Consider the following 20,456-nt stretch of genomic DNA (forward strand, 5'->3'; position numbering starts at 1 on the left):
GACCGCCGAGCAGTGAACGAGAACTACGCCGTCCCCGCGGTCGCCCTCGTCGTCGTGGCGACCGTCTTCGTCGGCGCGTTCGGCCTGCGCATCTCACGTACCACCTCGGACTTCTACGTGGCCTCGCGCACGGTCGGGCCCCGGCTGAACGCGGCCGCCATCAGCGGCGAGTACCTCTCCGCCGCCTCGTTCCTCGGCATAGCGGGCCTCGTCCTCGTCCAGGGCCCCGACATGCTCTGGTACCCGGTCGGCTACACCGCGGGCTATCTCGTCCTGCTGCTGTTCGTGGCGGCCCCGCTGCGCCGCTCCGGCGCCTACACGCTGCCCGACTTCGCCGAGGCGCGGCTCGCTTCCCCGGCGGTCCGGCGACTGGCCGGGGCCTTCGTCGTCGGAGTCGGCTGGCTGTACCTGCTGCCCCAGTTGCAGGGTGCGGGGCTGACGTTGAACGTGCTGACCGGAGCCTCCAAGTCGCTCGGCGGGATCATCGTCGCCGTCGTCGTGGTCGCGACCGTCGCCGCGGGCGGCATGCGCAGCATCACCTTCGTGCAGGCCTTCCAGTACTGGCTCAAGCTCACCGCCCTGCTCGTCCCCGCGCTCTTCCTGGTCCTCGCCTGGCAGGGCGACGGAGGGCCGCGCCACGCCTTCGACGAACCGGCCACGTTCCGCGAGCACCGTGTCGTCCGCGTCGACGGCAGCCTCGACCTGAAGCTCGTGGAACCACTGACCGTCACCGCGACCGGCACGGTGGACGGCGAGCGGTACGAGGACGAACCGGTCCGGCTCCCCGCCGGGGTGCACCACATTCAGCAGGGCACCCGGCTGGCCTTCAGCAAGGGCGACCACGTGCCCGCCGCCGACCGCGGCAGCAACGGCGGCATGTCCACCTCGCTCGCCGAGGGACGCGAGGACCGCCCGCTGTACGCCACGTACGGACTGATCCTCGCCACCTTCCTCGGCACCATGGGGCTGCCGCACGTGGTCGTCCGCTTCTACACCAGCCCGCACGGCGTCGCCGCCCGCCGCACCACCGTCGTCGTACTCGGCCTGATCGGCGCGTTCTATCTGCTGCCACCGCTCTACGGCGCCCTGGGGCGCCTGTACGCTCCCGAGCTCACCCTCAGCGGAGACGCGGACGCCGCCGTACTGCTGCTGCCCGACCGGATGATCGGCGGGCTCGGCGGGGACCTACTGGGAGCGCTGGTCGCGGGCGGGGCCTTCGCCGCGTTCCTGTCCACCGCGTCCGGGCTGACCATGGCGGTGGCGGGTGTGCTCACCCAGGATGTGCTCCCCTCGCGCGGCGTACGGCACTTCCGGCTCGGTACGGTGCTGGCGATGCTCGTGCCGCTGGTCGCGAGCGGACTCGTGGGCGGACTGCCTGTCGCGGACGCCGTGGGCCTCGCCTTCGCCGTGTCCGCGTCGTCGTTCTGCCCGCTCCTCGTCCTCGGCATCTGGTGGCGCCGGCTCACCCCGCACGGCGCCGCGGCCGGGATGCTGGTCGGCGGCGGCTCGGCGCTGCTCGCGGTCGCCGCGACCATGGCGGGCTTCTCGCGCACGGGCCCGCTGCACGCCCTGCTCGCCTGGCCCGCGCTGTGGTCGGTGCCGTTGGGCTTCCTCACCATGGTGCTGGTGTCGCTGGCCACACCCGGGCGGGTACCGGCGGGTACGGCCGCGATCCTCGCCCGCTTCCATCTGCCGGAAGAGCTGTCCGGCGGGCCGGTACGGACGGCCGTGAGCGCGAAGGAAGTTGAGGCATGAGCTTCGTGACCGAGGCATGAGCGGTTTCCTGGCCGGGTTCTGCGTGGCCGTACTTCCGCTGCTGGCGGCCGGCTTCTGGCTCGGCCGGCGCACCACGCGCCCGCGGAGCCTCGGCGGCCTCGGCACCCCCGTCGAGCACGCCACCTTCGAGACCCTGCACACCGCTTCGCTCGCCGCGCCCCCGCTCCGGGCCGGGCTCACCGAGGAGACGGCGCGCAAATCGGCACGGCGGCTGCGCACCCTGCTGGGCACCGACGCGCTCTGCCTCACCGACCAGGACACCGTCCTGGCCTGGGAGGGCGTCGGCGAGCACCACCGCACGCAGATCATGGACCGGCTCGGCGGCCCACTGGAGAGCGGCCGCGGCGAGGCCTTCCGCCTCGACTGTGTCGAACCGGACTGCCCACTGCGCTGGGCCGTCGTCGCCCCGCTCACCGTCGACGACCGCGTGCACGGGGCGCTCGTCGCCTGCGCGCCCCGTGAGTCCGCCGTCCTGGTCCGGGCCGCCGGCGAGGTCGCCCGCTGGGTCTCGGTCCAGTTGGAGCTCGCCGATCTCGACCAGTCCCGTACCCGGCTGATCGAGGCCGAGATCAAGGCCCTGCGCGCCCAGATCTCGCCGCACTTCATCTTCAACTCGCTCGCCGTGATCGCCTCGTTCGTCCGCACCGACCCGGAGCGTGCGCGCGAACTCCTCCTGGAGTTCGCCGACTTCACCCGCTACTCGTTCCGCCGGCACGGCGACTTCACCACGCTCGCCGATGAGCTGCACGCCATCGACCACTACTTGGCCCTGGTCCGGGCCCGCTTCGGGGACCGGCTGTCGGTCACCCTGCAGATAGCCCCCGAAGTACTCCCGGTGACGCTGCCCTTCCTGTGCCTGCAGCCGCTCGTGGAGAACGCCGTGAAACACGGCCTGGAGGGTCCGGGCGGGACGGGCAAGGTCGACAAGAGCCACATCAGCATCACCGCGCAGGACGCGGGAGCCGAGGCGCTCGTCGTGATCGAGGACGACGGCCCCGGCATGGACCCCGACTGGCTGCGTCGCATCCTGGCCGGGGAGGTCAGCCCGTCGGGCGGCATCGGACTGTCGAACGTCGACCACCGGCTGCGCCAGGTCTACGGGGACGACCACGGCCTCGTCATCGAGACCGCCCTGGGCGCGGGCATGAAGATCACCGCCCGGCTGCCGAAATACCAGCCGGGGGTGCACTCGGCGGGCCCCCGTGCAGGGGACCGCGACCGAGGGCGCGCATGAGAGCCCCCGGACGGCTGTCCGGGGGAGGAGGAGCGGAGGACGTCAGGTGCTGCGCGACGCCACCATTCCCAGGGTGATCAGACCGAGTACGACCCAGCCGAACCACAGCCAGCCGTTACTGCCGAGCGCCACCGTGTAGGCCGTCACCATCACCAGGCCTCCCACTGTGAGCGCTCCCATGGTTTTCGTAGAACCGGGCATCGCAACACCCTCCTCATGGTTCGTCGCTCTCCATGGTGCCCCCGTCCTGCCTCTTCACGGTGCATACCACGAAATGTGTGCCTGTTTTCCAGGCACTCCGGCTCGCCCAGGCCGCTGTTTCGTAGCGGGCCGGGTCGTAGCCGTACTGGATCGGCGGCACATCCGCCGCACAGGCCTCCAGGGATTGCTGTTTCGCTTCTTCGAGGGTCGTGTCCGGATCCAGCCGGGTGAAGCCGAGCACCCGCTGGTCGTGCGGCGCGTCGCAGGAGGCCAGCCGGGCGTCCCGGTCGGACCGTTCGTCCAGGCAGTCCTGCTTCTGCATATTGGCCGTGTCGATGAACGTCAGTCCCGGCCTGCGGTGCTGCCCGAGCGGCCCGTACACCCCTCCGTTCGCGCCCAGGAGGAGACAGGCGGAGCGCCGCCCGGCGGCCTGGAAGCCCGCGTCCGTGGGCAGCACGACGTAGCCGCGTACGTCAGCCAGCTTTTTGCGCGTCTCCTCGGTCCGTTCCTCGCACCGGGCGGGGCCGTTCGCGCGCGCCTCGTCGGCGGATCCGGCCCCGGCCACCGCCATGACCTGGCCGTCGGGTTGTCCTTTGAGGCAGTCTTCGACCTTCAGCCGCGGAGTGCCCTCGAAACGCTCGCCGGACCAGTCGGCGATGACGCAGTCGCCGTCCTTGAGCGGCTTGGCGAGCCCGATGGTCTCCCCGTACGGTTTCGCGCCGCCTCCGCTGCCGGTGCCGCCGTCCGCCCGCTGTCCCATCGCGTACCAGACACCGCCGAGGGCGATGGCCAGGCCGAGGAGGCCGGCGGTCACCGACTGCAGCACGTTCGAGCGCCTGTGGTGCCGCCTGCCTGCCGGCCCGGTTTGCGGCCTGTGCACCTGTCCGGTCTGCGGCGCCTGGACCTGCCCGGCCTGTGGCGCCTGCACCCGCCCGGCCTGTGGCTCGTGCGGCGGTGGCCCGAAACCCGGCCCCGGCGGGGGCAGGGCGGACGCCTCGGTCTCGACCTGGGCCCACGGCGGCTGCGATCCCAGGTCGACTCGCGTGTGCGGATGGGACTGGGGCGTGACGATTGCGGAGAGTGCCGCCTCGGCGTCCTCGGCGGTGATCCGGTGGACCGGGTTCTTCGTGAGCATGGCCGCGAGCAGGGGTTCGAGCGCGCCCGCGCGCAGCGGCGGGCGGGGCTCCTCCAGGACGACCGCGGTGAGCGCGGCCAGCTCGGTGTCGCGGTCGAAGGGGCCGCGGCCTTCCACGCCGTAGTAGAGCGTGCAGCCCAGCGAGAACAGATCGGCGGCAGCGGTCGGCGGCCCGCCCTGGGCCCGTTCGGGCGCCAGGTATCCGGCCGTGCCGACGAGTACGGACGTCAACGTCCAGCGTGTCTCGCTGGAGTCCGGCTGCACGGAGATGCCGTAGTCGGTGAGCAGGACACGCGCGTGAGGGGCTCCCGAGCGGTCCGGAGCCAGCAGGATGTTGGCGGGCTTCACGTCGCGGTGCATGATGCCCCGCTCGTGGCCGGCGGTCAGCGCGTCCAGGACGGCCAGGCCGATGCGGGCGCACTCGGCGGGCGCGAGCGTACCCCGCCGCGTGACCAGGTCGCGCAGGTCGAGCGCGCCCCCGACGTACTCCATCACGATCCACGGCAGGCCCTCGTGCTCCAGCACGTCGTGCACGGTGACCACATGCGGGTGGCCGCGCAGTCCCGCCGCGTGGCGGGCCTCGGCACGGGCGCGGGCGACCCTGGCCGCGCGCTCCTGGGCGGCCTCGGCCGGGTTCCGGAACACGATCTCCTTGAGCGCGACCTCACAGGCGAGGTGCTGGTCGTGGGCCAGCCAGACGTGCCCCATTCCGCCGGTGCCGAGCCGGTTCAGGAGCAGATAGCGGCCCGCGATGACCCGGCCCACTCCTGACTGCGATGTTCCTGGTGCCATCCGATCGCTCCCTGGGTGCGGTGATCAGGTCGTGCTCGGGGCGGGGTCACTGGAGACGGGGTCACTGGAGACGGGGTCACTGGAGACGGGGCCCCTGGGGACGGGGGCGCTGCTCGTGACGGGCGCGCTGCTTGTCACGGGCGGGCTGGTCACGGGTGCGCTGGTCGCAGGATCGCTCGTGGGTGGCCGGCTCGTGGGCGGCGCTGAGCTCGTACGAGGCGGATCGGGACTCGCCGGGGGCTCGCTGTCCGTCGACGGAGGCGGTGTCGACGGGGGCGGCGAGGACCTGGTGGGCTCCGTGTCGGTCGGCAGGGGAGACGACGGCGTCTTGGTGGGAGACGTGGGTGTATTCGTGGGCTCAGTCGGCGACCGGCTCCCGGTCGGCGTCGGCTTCTCGTTCGGTTTCTCGTTCGGCTTCTGGTTCGGCTTCTCGTTCGGCGTCTTGGTGGGCGGAGTCGGCCCGGAGGTCGGGGGAGTGCTCGGCTCCCCCGTGGCGTGCGCGTCCACGGACAGCGTCACGTACTGCCCCCAGGTCAGCTCGCTGCCGGCCGCGGGCCGGGACCCGGTCACCTTGGCGCTGTCCGGTGGCGGACCGCCACCCGGGTAGGCCGCCGCCAGCCCGCTGTCCGCGAGCCGCTGTGCCGCCGCGGCGACGGTCAGCCCCGACAGGTTCGGCACGCGGCGCTCTTCGCGCGTGTCGAAGGTCTTGTCCCGCGAGCCGTCGGTGCCGACCGGCCGGACGATCCCCTGGTGCGTGTCGTCCACGGCCACGAGCGCGAGCCGGTCGAGCCTGCTGGGCGCCGGCTTCACCGACACCATCGCGTCCTCGTGGAAACTCGGCCACTTCTTGTTGCCGTCCTCGAACCGCACCGAGATCTTTTCGGTGCCCCCGTCGAAGGCGCTCAGCGGATTACCGCAGGAACACTTCACGGCGGGAATCCCCTGATCGTCCACAAGAACCGCGATTCCCGCCTCCAGCAGGGCTTGGAAAGCGACAGCCCTGCCTTTTCTGTAGTCGTGGTTCTTCACGAGGGTGTCGTGACGCAGGAGTACCGGTGTGAGTCGATCGAGGTACTGCCCGATCGAATCCGGAGAAATTCCGACGACCCGCGCCCATTCCTGAGCCTTCCGGTGGTTCTCGGGATCGGCGAGGAATTCCTTGAGACGGTCGACGTCGCAGACGCCCGGCTTGCTCGAACCGCCGTACAGCCCTGGCCTGTTGCCCTGCTGCAGGCTGCTCCGCGGCCGCTCGGAACGGATCTCGGCGTCCTGGCCGAGACCGCTCCTCTCGTCGAAGAAAGGATCGAGGGACGGAACGCCCGCGGAGACTGCCTTCACCAGGAGGAGGCGGTCGGATTGCGAGCAGCCACTGAGGATCAGTAAAGCGACCAGTAGAAGCGCGATCCTGCGGACCGTTGATCGGATGGCCCTGTACATGGGCACGCGGAATGTCATGACCGCTCCCCCCGGCGGTTCCCCCGTCACCCCGCAGAGCGGATGCGGGGCTCACCCTGCATGGTACTGAATGGAAAAGCCTTTCAGCCAAGGTGAATTGAAAGTGACAAAAGAACCGGGAGGAGCGGGAGCGCCGTGACAGCCTTCAGCGCGCGCGTGCGTTGAGCGAGGCCAGATAGGCGTTGTACTCCTCGAGCTCCTTGTCCCCGTCACGGTCCGCGGCCCGGTCCGTGCGCCGGGCCTGTCGCTGTTCGGAGCGGTACCACTGGAAGAGCAGCGCGAGCAGCACGAGGACGGACGGGATCTCACTGAACGCCCAGGCGATGCCGCCCGCCGCCGTCTGGTCGGCGAGCGCGTCGATGCCGAGCGACGACGGGGGGTTCTTGTACGTCTCGACCATCGGGGCGGAAGCCATCATCAACGCGATGCCGAAGAACGCGTGGAACGGCATGCCCGCGAACAGCTCCAGCATCCTCAGCAGGTATCCGGGCCGGCGCGGCCCCGGGTCGACGCCCATGATCGGCCAGAAGAAGACCAGGCCTACGGCGAGGAAGTGGCACATCATCGCGATGTGGCCCGTCTTGGATTCCATCAGGAAGTCGAAGAGGGGGGTGAAGTACAGCGCGTACAGGCTCGCGATGAACAGCGGGATCGTGAACGCCGGGTGCGTGATGAACCGCAGGTACCGGCTGTGCAGCAGCGCGAGCAGCAGCTCACGCGGCCCCTTGCGCCCCTTGCCCGCCACCGGCAGCGCGCGCAGCGCGAGCGTGATCGGCGCGCCGAGCAGGATCAGGATCGGCGACAGCATGCTGATCACCATGTGCTGCACCATGTGCACGCTAAACATGACCATGCCGTAGTCGTTGAGCCCGGTGCACATCACGAGCAGGACGCTCAGCACACCGACGACGAACGCGATCGTCCGGCCCACCGGCCACTTGTCGCCGCGCCGCATGAGCCGTACGACACCCCATCCGTACAGGGCGAGGCCCACCAGGCAGGCGATGAGGAAGAACGGGTCCGCCGACCACGCGAGCCCCCGCCCCAGCGTGAACGGCGGCAGATCCATGGTCATGCCGTGCCCGCTGTGATCCATCCGCCGGCTCCTGTTTCGTGGGGGTTGAGCGCTGTCTGTCCGGACCCAGACTAGAACTGCCCCCGGTCACTGTTGCGACCGGGGGCAGTTCTCTTCAAGGACGACTTGCCGCACGATTTACAGCACGCACTCCGCCTCGGCGTACCGCTCGTCGGGGACGGTCTTCAGCGTCTCGACCGCCTCCGCCAGCGACACCATCACGATGTCGGTGCCGCGCAGCGCGGTCATCCGGCCGAACTCGCCCCGGTGCACGGCCTCCACGGCGTGCCAGCCGAAGCGGGTGGCGAGGACGCGGTCGTACGCGGTCGGGGTGCCGCCGCGCTGGACGTGCCCGAGGATCACCGGACGGGCCTCCTTGCCGAGGCGCCCCTCCAACTCCAGGGAGAGCTGCCGGGCGATACCCGCGAACCGCTCGTGCCCGTAGATGTCCTTGCCGCCCTCGTCGAACTCCATCGTGCCTTCGCGAGGCTTCGCGCCCTCGGCGGCCACGACGATCGCGAACTTCTTGCCCGCCGAGAAGCGTGTCCCGACCTTGGCGGTCAACTCCTCGATGTCGAAGGGGCGTTCCGGTACGACGATCGCGTGCGCTCCGGCAGCCATGCCCGAGTGCAGCGCGATCCAGCCGGTGTGGCGGCCCATGACCTCCACGATCAGTACGCGCTGGTGGGACTCGGCGGTGGTCTTCAGGCGGTCAAGGGCCTCGGTCGCGACACCGACCGCCGTGTCGAAGCCGAAGGTGACGTCCGTCACGGCGATGTCGTTGTCGATGGTCTTCGGCACACCGACGATCGGCAGACCGCCGTCCGACAGGAGGCGGGCCGCCTTCAGCGTGCCCTCGCCGCCGATCGGGATGATCGCGTCGAGCCCGAGCTCCTCGACATGCCCCCTGGCCCGCTCCACGCCGTCACGCAGATGCGCGGGCTGGACCCGGGAGGAGCCGAGGATGGTGCCGCCGCGAGCGAGGATGCCGCTCACCGCGTCGAGGTCGAGCTTGAGGTAGTCGCATTCCAGCAGGCCTTTCCAGCCGTCCCGGAAGCCGATGACCTCGTCGCCGTGGTCGACGACGGCACGGTGGACGACGGACCGGATGACGGCGTTCAGGCCGGGGCAGTCGCCGCCGGACGTGAGGACACCAATGCGCATAGCCCGAATTACCTTCTCCACGTGGGCCGGGTACCGGACCGCGCTGTCCGGCTGGACGCGGTCAGCCTACCGGCGGCAGGGGGCAGGTCCGCACTGTGCGTCCGCCTGCTGGACGCCTCCGCACACGTGAGCGGACCCGCCGCCAGACGGGCTGTGCGCCAGGTCTCAGGCGGATCTCAGGCAGGCTGCTGAGCTGCCGAGATGCGCTCGGCGCGCAGCGCCTCGTACCACCGGTCGTCGGTCGGCGGCAGGGCGTTCACATCCAGCGCCAGCTTCAGCAGCAGGTCCGCGATCAGCGGGTTGCGGGCGAGTACGGGCCCGTGCATGTACGTCCCGAAGACGGTGTCGTTGTACGCGCCCTCCGTGCCGTCGCCCGTGCCGTTGCCCTTGCCGAGCCGGACCTGCGCGAGCGGGCGCGCGGTGGGGCCGAGGTGCGTGATGCCCTGGTGGTTCTCGAAGCCCGTCAGCGGCGGGAGGCCGAGGCGCGGGTCGATGTCCCCGAGCACGTCGCCGACGCACCGCTCGCCCTCGCCGCGCGTGGAGACCACGTCGAGCAGGCCGAGGCCCGGCTCGCGCTGCCCGAGGTCGTTGATGAACTCGTGGCCGAGGATCTGGTAGCCGGCGCACACCGAGAAGACGATCGCGCCGTTGCCGACCGCCCGGTGCAGACCGCCGTCGCGGCGCAGCCGCTCGGCGGCCAGCCGCTGCGGCCGGTCCTCGCCGCCGCCGATCAGGTAGATGTCGCCGGAGGTGGGGATCGGCTGGTCGCTGCGTACGTCGAGCCGGGCCACGTCCAGGCCGCGCTGCCGGGCCCGCCGCTCCACCACGAGCGCGTTGCCCTGGTCGCCGTAGGTGCTCAGCAGGTCGGGGTAGATCCACACCAGACGCAGGCTGTTGTCACTCATTGAGGTGTCCTTAGTGGTCAGTTGCCGACACGGCGGCGCAGGTCCTGGAACGCGGTGTAGTTGGCGATGACCTCGATCCGTCCGGGCGGCGCGATCTGCACGGCCTGGTCGAGGTTCTCGCAGACCTGGAAGGTCTGGTTCGCGACTTCCAGACGCACGGCGAGGTCCAGCTTCCGGTCGCCGATGACGAAGATCGGGTGACCGCTCAGACGCGTGTAGTCGACGTCCCACAGCCAGGAGGTGTCGGTGCCGTCGGCGCCGCGCGCGTTCACGGACAGGATGACCGGCGTCGGGGGCGGGTCGATGAGCGAGAACGTCTCCAGCCAGCCCGCGGGGTTCTTGGCGAGCAGCAGGCGCAGGTCGCGCTGCATGAACTGCACGACGTCGTACCGCCCGGCAACCGCCTGGACCTGGTACATCCGCTCCAGGGCGACCTGCGGCGGCACACCGAAGACGGCGGCGACGGCGGCCGACGAGGCGGCGTTGGCCTTGTTGGCGCGGCCCGGTAGCTGGAGGTGGATCGGCCAGGCGGATCCGTGCGGGTCCAGGACGTGGTCGCCGGACAGCGCCCAGCTGGGCGTCGGACGGCGGAAGCCGCACTCGCCGCAGTACCAGTCGTCGCCGGGCCGCTGCATCACACCGCCGCAGGACGGGCAGGACCAGGCGTCGTCCTTCCACATCTGTCCGGCGGCCACCCACACGACGTTCGGTGAGGAGGACGCGGCCCACACGACCAGCGGGTCGTCCGCGTTGGCGATCACCACGGACTTGGAACCGGCCAGGCCCTCACGCCAGTGTTCGGCGAGCATGCGGGTCTCGGCTGCGCGGTCGAGCTGGTCGCGGGAGAGGTTGAGGAGCGCGATGGCCTTCGGGTCGGTGTCACGCGCGACACCGGCGAGGTACTTCTCGTCGACCTCGATGACCGCGTACCGCGCGTCCGAGCCCCCGGCGAGCGCGGAGGTGATGCCGGCGGGCATGTTGGCGCCCAGCGCGTTCGAGACGACGGGACCCGCGGCGCGCAGCGCCTCGGCGATCAGCCGCGTCGTGGTGGTCTTGCCGTTGGTGGCCGACACCAGAATGACGTCCAAGTGCTGGGCGAGCCGCGCCAGCAGGTCGGGGTCGAGTTTGAGCGCCACCCGGCCGCCGATCACCGATCCGCTGCCACGGCCCGCGGCACGCGAAGCGGCCGCGACCGCCCTGCCGGCCGTCACGGCCAATTTGGCCCGCGGCGACAGCGGGTCCGAGTTGCCTGACATCAGATCTCGATCCTCCTTGCGTACGGCGCCGCGCCCTGCCCCCGGCAACGTGTAACCCTCAGCCTATCGAGATCCACTCACCGGCCCGCACCGCGGCACCACCCAGGCGCCCGCGCGACATTGAGGACCGTACCCTTGCGGCCATGCGACACGGCTCGATCCCGGGCGCCCGAGGGCGTCTGCTGCCCCTGACCCTCCTGGGCGACCCCGTGTTGCGCGCACCTAGTGAGGAGGTCACCGACTTCGGCCCTCAACTGGCGCGTCTCGTCGAGGACATGTTCGCGACGATGTACGCGGCCCAGGGTGTCGGCCTGGCCGCGAACCAAGTCGGCGAGTCCTTGCGGGTCTTCGTATACGACTGTCCGGACGACGAGGACCGGCGCCATGTCGGTCACCTGGTGAACCCGCGTCTCGTCGAGGCGGACGGTCTGGTGCTGCGCGGTCCGGAGGGGTGTCTGTCGCTGCCGGGTCTTGAGGCGGGCACCGAGCGGTACGACCACACGGTGGTCGAAGGGCGCACGGTCGACGGTGAGCTGGTGCGGGTGCACGGCACCGGCTTCTTCGCCCGGTGCCTGCAGCACGAGTACGACCATGTGGAGGGTCGGTTGTACATGGATCACCTCACAGGGTGGCGCAGACGACGTCTGCTGCGGCAGGCCGCACGGGCTTCGTGGAGCCGGTAGCTCCGTGGGGTGCGGTTCGATCCCGCGTCCCTCTGGGGTGCTTCAGAATCCGCGCCCTTCTGGGGTGCTTCAGAACCCGGGCCCGCCCACCCTGTCGCCCGCAGCCGCGAGGCGGCCCCACAGCAGGTCCGCCAGACTCCGTACCAACTCCGCACGCGAGCACGGCCGTTCGCCCAGCCACCAGTCTCCGGCGGCGTGCATCATGCCGACGATCCCGTGCCCCCACACGCGCGCGAGCTGCTGGCTGCCCGGGCCGAGGTCGACTCGCTCCTCGATGACCTTGCCGAGCTCCTCGCCCATGCGGCGTAGCACGGGAGCGGAGTAAAGGCCGATGTCGAAGCCCTGGTCGCCCTGCGGGCCGCCCTCCGACGGATGCATCAGGAAGCGGTACACCTGCGGGCGTGCCTCGATGGCCGCGAGGTAGGTGTCGAGCGTGGCCTCGACCCGTTCGCGGCGCTCGGCCGGCGCGTCGAGCGCGGCCCGCAGCGCTTCGAGCAGGGCGTCGGTATGCCGCTTGGCGAGGGCGGCGTAGAGTCCACCCTTGTCACCGAAGTGGCGGTACAGGATGGGCTTGGTGATGCCCGCCTCGGCGGCGATGGCGTTCATCGAGGCGCCGGGGCCGTCGCGGAGCACCACCCGGTCGGCGGCCTCCAGCAATTCGCGCCGGCGGCGGTCGGCGGACCGTTGCTGATCGGTCCGCTGTGTGGTGTCCATGTGCTCTCCCCACCCGTGCTGATTCGGTGACGCCTGCGCAAAGTAACACCCGGACGTGATTCTGCATCGAACGGGCAGCCGAGGGGGAACCGGGAGTTGACTTTTCCTACCAGTCGGTAACAGACTCCTGTTACCGCAAGTAACATGTGAGTGCAGTGCTGGAGGGGACATGGCCGAGTTCACCATGGAGCTCAACGACGACCAGAAAGAGGTCCGGGACTGGCTCCACGGATTCGCCGCCGAGGTCATCCGTCCCGCGGCCGCCGAATGGGACGAGCGCGAAGAGACTCCCTGGCCGGTCATCCAGGAGGCCGCGAAGGTCGGCATCTACTCCCTCGACTTCTACGCCCAGCAGTACTTCGACCCCACCGGCCTCGGCATCCCCATGGCCATGGAGGAGCTGTTCTGGGGAGACGCGGGCATCGCCCTGTCGATCGTCGGGACCGGTCTCGCCGCGGTGGGCGTGCTCGCCAACGGCACCGAGGAGCAGATCGGCACCTGGATCCCCCAGATGTACGGTGACGCGGGCGATGTCAAGGTCGCCGCCTTCTGCTCCTCCGAGCCCGACGCCGGGTCCGACGTCGCCTCCATGCGCACCCGCGCCGTCTACGACGAGGCCAAGGACGAGTGGGTCCTCAACGGCACCAAGACCTGGGCGACCAACGGCGGCATCGCCAACGTCCACGTCGTGGTCGCCGTCGTCGACCCGGAGCTCGGCTCCAAGGGCCACGCGTCCTTCATCGTCCCGCCGAACACACCGGGTCTGTCCCAGGGCCAGAAGTTCAAGAAGCACGGCATCCGCGCCTCGCACACCGCCGAGGTCGTCCTGGAGAACGTCCGGGTCCCCGGCTCCTGCCTGCTCGGCGGCAAGGAGAAGCTGGACCAGCGTCTGGCCCGCGCCCGCGAGCGGGCCAAGGCGGGCGGTGAGCGCGTGAAGAACGCCGCGATGGCCACGTTCGAGGCCTCCCGTCCCGCGGTCGGCGCCATGGCGGTGGGCACGGCCCGGGCCGCGTACGAGGAGGCTCTCGAGTACGCCAAGACGCGCGAGCAGTTCGGCCGCCCGATCATCGACAACCAGGGCGTCGCCTTCCAGCTCGCCGACATGCGGACGTCGATCGACGCGGCCCGGCTGCTGGTGTGGCGCGCCTCCTGGATGGCCGTGAACGGCAAGCCCTTCACGGCGGCCGAGGGCTCCATGTCGAAGCTCTTCGCCAGCGAGACCGCCAAGAAGGTCACCGCTCAGGCGATCCAGATCCTCGGCGGCAACGGCTACACGCGCGAGTACCCGGTCGAGCGCATGCACCGCGACGCCGCGATCTACACGATTTTCGAAGGCACGAGCGAGATCCAGCGCCTGGTGATCGCCCGCACCCTCGCGGGAATGCCGATCCGCTGACGGCCCCTGAGCGGTCGGCTGCGCCGTGAGAGCCTGAGAAGTAGGGAAGGCAGCGCAGCCGAGCCGAAGGAGTGCGGCGATGACGCGGACAGCCAGGGAACTGCTGGAGACCATCACCGGAAAGCTCGCCCCCGACCCACACGCCAATCGGCTGCTGCCGCTGATCGGCCGGGGTGCGGCACAGCGCGACACCCTTGCCGCCCTGGCCATGGAACAGCGCCATGTGACCGATGCCGACCGCCGCGCCTTCCTGCATCTCGCGCAGCGGTCGGCCGCCGTGCCCGAGTGCGCCGCCTTCTTCACCCTGCTGGCGGAGGGTGAGGCGCTGGCCCAGGACCGGCTCGGCCCGCTGCTCGCCGCCTGTGGGGCCGACGAGGCGCGGGTGGCGGAGTACGAGCCACTCGCCGGCGCTCAGGCCTACCCCGCCTACGTCGCCTGGCTCGCCCTGAACGGCGAACCGGTCGACGTAGTGCTCGCCCTGAGCGCCAACTTCGCGGCGTGGGGCGGCGACTGCGCCACGATCGCCGAGGCGCTGCGCCGTCAGTACGGCTTCGACGACGAGGCCTGCGGCTTCTTCGACTTCTTCGCCGAGCCCGCGCCCGACCTGGAGCAGCAGGCGGTGGCCGCCGTGCAGGCGGGGCTGGACGCCGGGGGGATCCATGAGGACGAGGTCCACCGGTACGGACGCCTGCTGCAGAGTTACGAATCGATGTTCTGGCACACGCTGTGGGAGCTCAACCAGCGTTAGAGCCCGTCCGGCGGATCGGGGCCGGACAGGCCCCTGGTCTCAGGTCGTCAGTCGGAGGTCGTCCCGCTGCTGTGCGCGATGCAGGCCACGTCGATGCGGTCGGCGAGCTTCGCGAGTTCGATGGTGAGGGCCGCCACCGTGTCCTCGTCGAGGCCCTCGTGCCCGGCCTCCACCAGATGCAGCCACCGCCCGCCGACCGTGCGCAGCAGTTTGCTGACGTCGGCGGCCGCCACCTGCAACGTGCCGCGGTTGTCAACGATCAGAGGCAGGGTCACTTCGCGGTTCACACAGGGGATCGTAACCGCGGAACGCTCACGCTCCGTGCCATACGGTGGTGATGTTGCAGAACTCGCGGATTCCGTGCCCCGACAGCTCCCTGCCGTAGCCGGACCGCTTGACCCCGCCGAACGGGAACGCCGGGTGGGAGGCCGTCATCCCGTTGACGTAGACGCCGCCCGCCTCCAGATCGCGGGCGAAGCGGTCGACCTCGTCCTCGTCGCGGGTCCAGACATTGGAACTCAGCCCGAACGGTGAGTCGTTGGCGATCGCGATCGCCTCCTCGAGGTCGGCGGCGCGGTAGAGCGCGGCGACCGGGCCGAACGCCTCCTCACGATGGATGCGCATGTCGGGGGTCACGTCGGCGAGGACCGTCGGAGCGTAGTACCAGCCCGATCCCTCGGGACGCTCGGCGCCGCACAGGACCGTCGCGCCGGCCTCCACCGCGTCGTCGACGAGTTCCTCCAGGTCGCTGCGGCCCCTCTCGCTGGAGAGCGGCCCGACCTCCGTTTCCTCATCCATCGGGTCGCCCACCTTCAGCGCCTCCATGCCCGCCGTGAAGCGCTCCGCGAAGGCATCGAACACGTCCGTGTGCACGATGAACCGCTTGGCGGCGATGCAGGACTGCCCGGTGTTCTGCACACGGGCCGTCACCGCCGTCCTCGCGGCCCGGTCGATGTCGGCCGACGGCATCACCACGTACGGGTCGCTGCCGCCCAGTTCCAGGACCGTCTTCTTGACCTCGTCACCGGCCACCGAGGCGACGGCGCGGCCCGCCGGTTCGCTGCCGGTGAGCGTGGCCGCCCTGACCCGCCCGTCGCGCAGGACAGTCTCGACCTCGCCGCTGCCGATGAGCAGCGTCTGGAAGCAGCCTTCCGGGAAGCCCGCCCGGTGGAACAGATCCTCCAGATAGAGGGCCGTCTGCGGCACGTTCGAGGCGTGCTTCAGCAGCCCCACGTTGCCCGCCATCAGCGCGGGCGCGGCGAACCGGATCACCTGCCAGAGCGGGAAGTTCCACGGCATCACCGCGAGCACCGGGCCGAGCGGCCGGTAGCGGACGAGTACGCGGGAGGCGCCGGAGTCCTTCGCCTCGGACTGCGCGGATTCCTCGTCGGCGAGGAGTTCCTCGGCGCGGTCGGCGTACCAGCGCATGGCCTTCGCGCACTTGGCGACCTCCGCGCGGGCCTGCTTGATCGGCTTGCCCATCTCCGTGGTCATGACCCGGGCGACGTCTTGCTGGTCCTCCTCCAGCAGGTCGGCGGCCCGGTGCAGCAGCCGTGCGCGCTCGGCGAACGAGGTGGTGCGATACGTACGGAAGGCGGTCTCGGCGGCCGCGAGCCTGCGCTCGATCTCCTCGGCGCCCAGGGCGTCGTAGGTCTTGAGCGTCTCGCCGTTCGCCGGATTCACCGTCGCGATGGGCATGGCCGACCTCCTGATGCGGGCTGTGCCTTCGACCTTCCCGCGCCGCGGGACGAGCCGCAACGCGGACGGCCGCCCGCGTACCCGCGAGAGCGCCGGGCACGCCTGCCCCGCCGGGTATGCCTGCCTCGCCGGGTACGGCTCAGCGCCGTTTCCGGCCCTCCGGGCACTCTCAGCCCACGTGCTCTGCCAGCCGGTCCAGGAACGCCGCCTGTGCCTTGACGATCACGGCGCGCGCCCGGCCGACGTCGAGCCATTCCACCCGGTCGATCTCGGGGAACTCCTGGATCCGGCCCGAGCCGCGCGGCCACTCCATCGTGAACGTCCCGGGCGCCACCGTCGTCACATCGAGGTCCGCCTCGATCGCCCAGGCCGTGACGACCTTGCCATTCGTCTGCCTGACCTCGCCCAGCGGCACGGCCTCGCCGTCCGGCGGCGCCAGCCCCAGCTCCTCCTGGAACTCACGGCGTGCCGCGGCCCAGGCCGCCTCGTCGGGCTCGTACTCGCCCTTCGGCACACTCCACGCCCCGACGTCGCGCCGGCTGAAGAACGGTCCGCCCATGTGCCCCAGCAGCACCTCGATACCGTTCGCCGTGCGCCGGAACAGCAGCAGGCCCGCGCTGCGCCTCACGGGGCGACCTCCGGATGGGCCGCGAGCAGGCTCTCGACGGTGTCGGCCTCCGCCGGGGTCTTGTCCTCGCGGTAACGCACGACGCGGGCGAAGCGGAGCGTGACGCCCGCGGGATAGCGCGTGGAGCGCTGCAGGCCGTCGTACGCGATCTCGACGACGAGTTCGGGACGGACGGTCACCACATGGCCGCTCTCCTCGACGGCGAGTTCCCGGAGCCGCTCGGTCTGCCAGGTCAGCATCGCATCCGTCATCCCCTTGAACGTCTTGCCCAGCATGGCGAAGGAGCCGTCCGGGTTCCGGGCGCCCAGATGCAGGTTCGACAGCTTGCCGGTGCGCCGCCCGTGGCCCCACTCGGCGGCCAGCACGACCAGGTCCAGCGTGTGTACGGGCTTGACCTTCAGCCAGGAGGCACCGCGCCGGCCCGCGCTGTAGGGGGCGTCGAGGCCCTTCAGTACGACGCCTTCGTGGCCGCGCTTCAGCGTGTCGGCGAGGAACCGCTCCGCGGCCAGGCGGGTCGCGCCGTCCGCGGGGTCGGCCACGAGTGTGCGCCGCACCCGCATCGGCTCGGGGACCAGCCGGGCCAGCGCGGCGTGGCGCTCGACGAACGACAGGTCGAGCAGGTCGTGGCCGTCCACGGACAGCGCGTCGAAGAACACGGGGGAGACGGGGAGGGCCCTGGCCGCCGTGGTGACGTCCACGCGGGAGCCCACACGACTGGAGATGTCCTGGAAGGACCTGGGCCGCCCGTCCTCGTCGAACGCGATGACCTCACCGTCGAGGATGAACCGCTCGCCGTTGAGTTCCCTGGCGGCGGAGGTCAGCTCGGGCAGCCGGTCGGTGATGTCGTCCAGGGTGCGGGTGTAGAGGCGTACGGCGTCACCGTCGCGGTGGACCTGGACGCGGATGCCGTCCAGCTTCTCCTCGACGGCGCAGGCGCCGAGCTTGTCGATCGCCTCAGCCACGGACGAGGCGCTGTGCGCCAGCATGGGCAGCACCGGGCGGCCGACGGTGAGCCGGAACGCGTCGAGGGCCCGAGGGCCGTCCGCCAGCAGCCGCTGCGCCACGGTCCGCAGCGAACCGGCCAGCATCACCGCCCGTCGTACGTCCGCGGAGGGCGCCCCCGTCGCCTCGGCGAGCCCCTCGACGGCGACCGCGTCGAGCGCGCCCTGCCGCACCTCCCCGCTGAGCAGCCCGAACAGGAACCGCTGCTCGTCAGCGGTGGCCGCCCCCATCAACTCCCCGACGAGCCGCATGCGTTCGGCCTGCGAACCGGTGCCGGACACACCGGCCAGCTCGGTCAGCCGGGCGTCCACGTCCAGCACGGCGAGCGTGGGCTCCTCGGCCGGGGCGACGGGGTGGCTCAGCACCTTCCAGCCGATCCCGATCCGGCCCTGCGGGAGGCGTCCCGCCAGATACGGGATCACGACGGCAGCCTCCGCCGCCTCGGCGTCCCGGAACAGCTCGGCGAGCAGAGCGATCTTCCGGGACCGCGCCGAGGTGGCGGCGACTTCCTGGGACACACGGGCAAGCCGGGCGAACAGCATGCAGCCATGGTGCAACGGGAGGACGCCGGGCGCCCGGGGTACGACACCAGGTCTTGCCCGCATCTCGGCTGCGGGCCGGTTGTGGCTGGTCGCGCAGTTCCCCGCGCCCCTGAAGGGGCGCGCACCCAGTCGGCCACGCGCGGGCACGGGGTGGGGGGAAGGGGCGCACCCCCACTTACCCGCAGTCGCCAACGCACGGGAGGGGGCGTGTGCCGGTGCGTCATCGCCCGTCGCGTAGGGCTTGTCTCAGGGAACCCGGACCGACTTACCCACCCGGGGCAGTACGCCCCCGCGGCGACGGGCGGACGCACCGGCACACGACCCCGACCCACCCACCGGCCTAGAGCGCACCCGCCCCACCGCCGGAGGCAGCCGCCTCGATGTCGCCGAACACCAGCTCGCCATTGATCGTGGCTGCCGCCCGGTACCCCGCACTCGCGGCGTTCACGATCTGTTCCGCGAAGCCTGTGGTGTTGCCGGCGGCCCAGACGCCGGGCACGCTGGTGCGGCCCGTTTCGTCCACGGCCGCGTACACGCCGAACGGGGTCTCTTCGAGGTCGGCGCCGAGCCGCTCCAGCAGGCCCGTGCGCGGGATCGCACGGGGCAAGACGAAGAGGACGGAGCGATCGTGTGCGGATCCGTCCGTGAGGCGGACTCCGGTGAGCTGATCGTGCTCGACGACGATCCCCGCGACCTCGCCGGGGACCACTTTCACCCCGGCCGCGGCGAGTTTGCGCAGATCCTCGTCCGGGATGTCGTTCTCGTCGACCGTGTGCAGGAACAGGGTCACGTTCTTCGACCACTGCGTGACGATGAGCGCCTGATGGACGCTCATGGCGGACGCGGCGAGCACTCCGAAGGCCTGGTCGCGGACCTCCCAGCCGTGGCAGTAGGGGCAGTGCAGCACGTCCCGCCCCCAGCGCTCGGCGATCCCCGGCACCTTCGGCAGCTCGTCCGCCAGGCCGGTGGCGACCACCAGCCGACGCGCGCGCACCGGCCGCCCGGAGGCAAGCGTCACGTCGAACTCCCCGGCGTCGTCCCGCCCGACATCCACCGCACGGTCCTGGACCAGCTCGACCCCGTACCGCCGGATCTCCCGCCGCCCCTCGGCGAGGAACTCGGCGGGCGGCATCCCGTCCCGCGACAGATAGCCCTGCAGGTGCGCGGCGGGCCCGTTGCGCGGCTCGCCCGCGTCGACGACCAGCACCCGGCGCCGCGCGCGTCCCAGGACGAGCGCGGCGGACAGCCCCGCCGCGCCGCCCCCGACGACGACCACTTCGTACTTCTCCGTGTGCCTCTCGGTGTGCCCCGCGGTGTGTCTCTCGGTCATGGTGACCACCTCCACGGACAAGGTCGGCCCATCGGTGCGGCATTGACAAATGCCTTTGCCGAAACTGCAATGGCGTCCATGGGTGAGCACGAGACACCGTCGGGCACGGCCGACCACGAGGCGACCGGCGAGATCCTCGCGGCCGTCGGACCGCGGCTGCGCCGGATCAGGAAGGAGCGCGGTGCGACCCTGGCGGGGCTGTCCGAGGCCACCGGCATCTCCGTGAGCACCCTCTCCCGGCTGGAGTCCGGCCTGCGCAAACCCAACCTGGAACTGCTGCTGCCCATCGCCCGAGCCCACCAAGTGCCCCTCGACGAGCTGGTCGGCGCGCCTGAAGTGGGCGACCCGCGAATCCGCTCCAAGCCCATCGTCCGGCACGGCCGGACGCACTGGCCGCTCACCCGGCAGCCCGGCGGGCTCCTGGCCTACAAGGTGCTCGAACCAGCCCGCGTGCTGGAGCCGGATCCGCGCACGCACGAGGGCTACGAGTGGCTGTACGTCCTCTCCGGGAAGTTGAGGCTCGTGCTCGGTGACCACGACGTCGTGCTCGGTGCAGGAGAGGCGGCCGAGTTCGACACCCGTGTACCGCACTGGTTCGGGTCGACGGGGGAGGGCCCGGTGGAGTTCCTCAGCATCTTCGGGCCGCAGGGGGAGCGGATGCACGTACGGGCGCGGCCCGCCCGGAAGGGGAAGGACGGCTGACCCCGTTCCCAGGATGGCAA

At 71.0% G+C, this 20,456-nt stretch carries 19 protein-coding genes; 6 read left to right on the forward strand and 13 right to left on the reverse strand.

The window, feature by feature from the left end; genetic code table 11:
* Positions 1-12 precede the first annotated feature (12 nt).
* Together FGD71_RS30880 and FGD71_RS30885 are read left to right on the forward strand one after the other, a co-directional pair.
* Entirely contained in the window at positions 13-1,755 is a 1,743-nt protein-coding gene (locus FGD71_RS30880; protein WP_119103836.1) for a sodium/solute symporter, read from the forward strand.
* 16 nt (positions 1,756-1,771) lie between these two features.
* Positions 1,772-3,010, forward strand: a complete 1,239-nt coding sequence (locus tag FGD71_RS30885; RefSeq protein ID WP_119103837.1) for a sensor histidine kinase — start codon at positions 1,772-1,774, stop codon at positions 3,008-3,010.
* 42 nt (positions 3,011-3,052) lie between these two features.
* Here the strand turns inward: FGD71_RS30885 and FGD71_RS30890 are convergent, their stop codons facing one another.
* The 7 genes from FGD71_RS30890 to FGD71_RS30920 all read right to left on the reverse strand — a co-directional run bounded on the left by FGD71_RS30890 (position 3,053) and on the right by FGD71_RS30920 (position 10,993).
* Positions 3,053-3,211: a hypothetical protein gene (locus FGD71_RS30890; protein WP_119103838.1), complete on the reverse strand. Its 159-nt coding sequence runs from the start codon at positions 3,209-3,211 to the stop codon at positions 3,053-3,055.
* A gap of 13 nt (positions 3,212-3,224) precedes the next feature.
* Complete coding sequence (locus FGD71_RS30895) at positions 3,225-5,138, reverse strand: serine/threonine-protein kinase (RefSeq protein ID WP_240436850.1); 1,914 nt, start codon at positions 5,136-5,138, stop codon at positions 3,225-3,227.
* A gap of 24 nt (positions 5,139-5,162) precedes the next feature.
* Positions 5,163-6,476, reverse strand: coding sequence for a PASTA domain-containing protein (locus FGD71_RS30900; RefSeq protein ID WP_240436851.1), 1,314 nt, complete (start codon positions 6,474-6,476; stop codon positions 5,163-5,165).
* A gap of 262 nt (positions 6,477-6,738) precedes the next feature.
* Complete coding sequence (locus tag FGD71_RS30905; RefSeq protein WP_119103841.1) at positions 6,739-7,689, reverse strand: cytochrome c oxidase assembly protein; 951 nt, start codon at positions 7,687-7,689, stop codon at positions 6,739-6,741.
* Between the two features lie 117 nt (positions 7,690-7,806).
* Positions 7,807-8,832, reverse strand: coding sequence for a 6-phosphofructokinase (locus tag FGD71_RS30910; RefSeq protein ID WP_119103842.1), 1,026 nt, complete (start codon positions 8,830-8,832; stop codon positions 7,807-7,809).
* Between the two features lie 176 nt (positions 8,833-9,008).
* Positions 9,009-9,737: a type 1 glutamine amidotransferase gene (locus tag FGD71_RS30915; RefSeq protein WP_119103843.1), complete on the reverse strand. Its 729-nt coding sequence runs from the start codon at positions 9,735-9,737 to the stop codon at positions 9,009-9,011.
* 17 nt (positions 9,738-9,754) lie between these two features.
* A complete protein-coding gene (locus FGD71_RS30920; RefSeq protein WP_119103844.1) occupies positions 9,755-10,993 on the reverse strand; it encodes a MurT ligase domain-containing protein in 1,239 nt (412 codons plus the stop codon).
* Between the two features lie 143 nt (positions 10,994-11,136).
* Between FGD71_RS30920 and def the strand changes: the two genes are divergently transcribed.
* The gene (def, locus tag FGD71_RS30925; RefSeq protein WP_119103845.1) at positions 11,137-11,676 is read left to right on the forward strand and encodes a peptide deformylase; all 540 of its coding nucleotides are present in this window, start codon (positions 11,137-11,139) and stop codon (positions 11,674-11,676) included.
* Positions 11,677-11,745: 69 nt separating this feature from the next.
* On the opposite strand, the gene FGD71_RS30930 is transcribed toward def, so the two are convergent.
* A complete protein-coding gene (locus tag FGD71_RS30930) occupies positions 11,746-12,390 on the reverse strand; it encodes a TetR/AcrR family transcriptional regulator (RefSeq protein ID WP_119103846.1) in 645 nt (214 codons plus the stop codon).
* 169 nt (positions 12,391-12,559) lie between these two features.
* Here FGD71_RS30930 and FGD71_RS30935 point away from each other — a divergent pair, with 169 nt between their 5' ends.
* Together FGD71_RS30935 and FGD71_RS30940 are read left to right on the forward strand one after the other, a co-directional pair.
* Entirely contained in the window at positions 12,560-13,786 is a 1,227-nt protein-coding gene (locus tag FGD71_RS30935) for an acyl-CoA dehydrogenase family protein (RefSeq protein ID WP_119103847.1), read from the forward strand.
* 79 nt (positions 13,787-13,865) lie between these two features.
* Positions 13,866-14,534: a transcriptional regulator gene (locus tag FGD71_RS30940; protein ID WP_119103848.1), complete on the forward strand. Its 669-nt coding sequence runs from the start codon at positions 13,866-13,868 to the stop codon at positions 14,532-14,534.
* 47 nt (positions 14,535-14,581) lie between these two features.
* Here FGD71_RS30940 and FGD71_RS30945 read toward each other — a convergent pair whose 3' ends face one another.
* From FGD71_RS30945 to FGD71_RS30965, 5 genes are all read right to left on the reverse strand, one after another.
* Complete coding sequence (locus FGD71_RS30945) at positions 14,582-14,821, reverse strand: DUF6213 family protein (protein ID WP_119103849.1); 240 nt, start codon at positions 14,819-14,821, stop codon at positions 14,582-14,584.
* 25 nt (positions 14,822-14,846) lie between these two features.
* A complete protein-coding gene (locus FGD71_RS30950) occupies positions 14,847-16,232 on the reverse strand; it encodes an NADP-dependent succinic semialdehyde dehydrogenase (RefSeq protein ID WP_119103850.1) in 1,386 nt (461 codons plus the stop codon).
* A 169-nt stretch (positions 16,233-16,401) separates the two neighbouring features.
* Positions 16,402-16,860 (reverse strand): NUDIX hydrolase, encoded by a 459-nt coding sequence (locus FGD71_RS30955; RefSeq protein ID WP_119103851.1) that lies wholly within the window; start codon positions 16,858-16,860, stop codon positions 16,402-16,404.
* Positions 16,857-18,404 (reverse strand): ATP-dependent DNA ligase, encoded by a 1,548-nt coding sequence (locus FGD71_RS30960; protein ID WP_119103852.1) that lies wholly within the window; start codon positions 18,402-18,404, stop codon positions 16,857-16,859. The genes FGD71_RS30955 and FGD71_RS30960 overlap by 4 nt, the downstream gene beginning before the upstream one ends.
* 340 nt (positions 18,405-18,744) lie before the next feature.
* Positions 18,745-19,734 (reverse strand): NAD(P)/FAD-dependent oxidoreductase, encoded by a 990-nt coding sequence (locus FGD71_RS30965; RefSeq protein ID WP_119103853.1) that lies wholly within the window; start codon positions 19,732-19,734, stop codon positions 18,745-18,747.
* A 78-nt stretch (positions 19,735-19,812) separates the two neighbouring features.
* Here FGD71_RS30965 and FGD71_RS30970 point away from each other — a divergent pair, with 78 nt between their 5' ends.
* On the forward strand, positions 19,813-20,436 hold the full coding sequence (locus FGD71_RS30970; protein WP_119103868.1) for a helix-turn-helix domain-containing protein: 624 nt from the start codon (positions 19,813-19,815) through the stop codon (positions 20,434-20,436).
* The last annotated feature ends 20 nt before the right edge of the window (positions 20,437-20,456 follow it).

The organism is Streptomyces sporangiiformans, assembly GCF_005768555.2.
GTDB classification, from domain to species: Bacteria; Actinomycetota; Actinomycetes; order Streptomycetales; family Streptomycetaceae; genus Streptomyces; species Streptomyces sporangiiformans.

Coding starts and splice junctions, on each gene's coding strand:
- FGD71_RS30920 (WP_119103844.1), bottom strand. CDS start 10,993: ATGTCAGGCAACTCGGACCCGCTGTCGCCGCGGGCCAAATTGGCCGTG.
- FGD71_RS30915 (WP_119103843.1), bottom strand. CDS start 9,737: ATGAGTGACAACAGCCTGCGTCTGGTGTGGATCTACCCCGACCTGCTG.
- def (WP_119103845.1), top strand. CDS start 11,137: ATGCGACACGGCTCGATCCCGGGCGCCCGAGGGCGTCTGCTGCCCCTG.
- FGD71_RS30895 (WP_240436850.1), bottom strand. CDS start 5,138: ATGGCACCAGGAACATCGCAGTCAGGAGTGGGCCGGGTCATCGCGGGC.
- FGD71_RS30930 (WP_119103846.1), bottom strand. CDS start 12,390: ATGGACACCACACAGCGGACCGATCAGCAACGGTCCGCCGACCGCCGC.
- FGD71_RS30910 (WP_119103842.1), bottom strand. CDS start 8,832: ATGCGCATTGGTGTCCTCACGTCCGGCGGCGACTGCCCCGGCCTGAAC.
- FGD71_RS30960 (WP_119103852.1), bottom strand. CDS start 18,404: ATGCTGTTCGCCCGGCTTGCCCGTGTGTCCCAGGAAGTCGCCGCCACC.
- FGD71_RS30970 (WP_119103868.1), top strand. CDS start 19,813: ATGGGTGAGCACGAGACACCGTCGGGCACGGCCGACCACGAGGCGACC.
- FGD71_RS30965 (WP_119103853.1), bottom strand. CDS start 19,734: ATGACCGAGAGACACACCGCGGGGCACACCGAGAGGCACACGGAGAAG.
- FGD71_RS30935 (WP_119103847.1), top strand. CDS start 12,560: ATGGCCGAGTTCACCATGGAGCTCAACGACGACCAGAAAGAGGTCCGG.
- FGD71_RS30890 (WP_119103838.1), bottom strand. CDS start 3,211: ATGCCCGGTTCTACGAAAACCATGGGAGCGCTCACAGTGGGAGGCCTG.
- FGD71_RS30950 (WP_119103850.1), bottom strand. CDS start 16,232: ATGCCCATCGCGACGGTGAATCCGGCGAACGGCGAGACGCTCAAGACC.
- FGD71_RS30905 (WP_119103841.1), bottom strand. CDS start 7,689: ATGGATCACAGCGGGCACGGCATGACCATGGATCTGCCGCCGTTCACG.
- FGD71_RS30885 (WP_119103837.1), top strand. CDS start 1,772: ATGAGCGGTTTCCTGGCCGGGTTCTGCGTGGCCGTACTTCCGCTGCTG.
- FGD71_RS30940 (WP_119103848.1), top strand. CDS start 13,866: ATGACGCGGACAGCCAGGGAACTGCTGGAGACCATCACCGGAAAGCTC.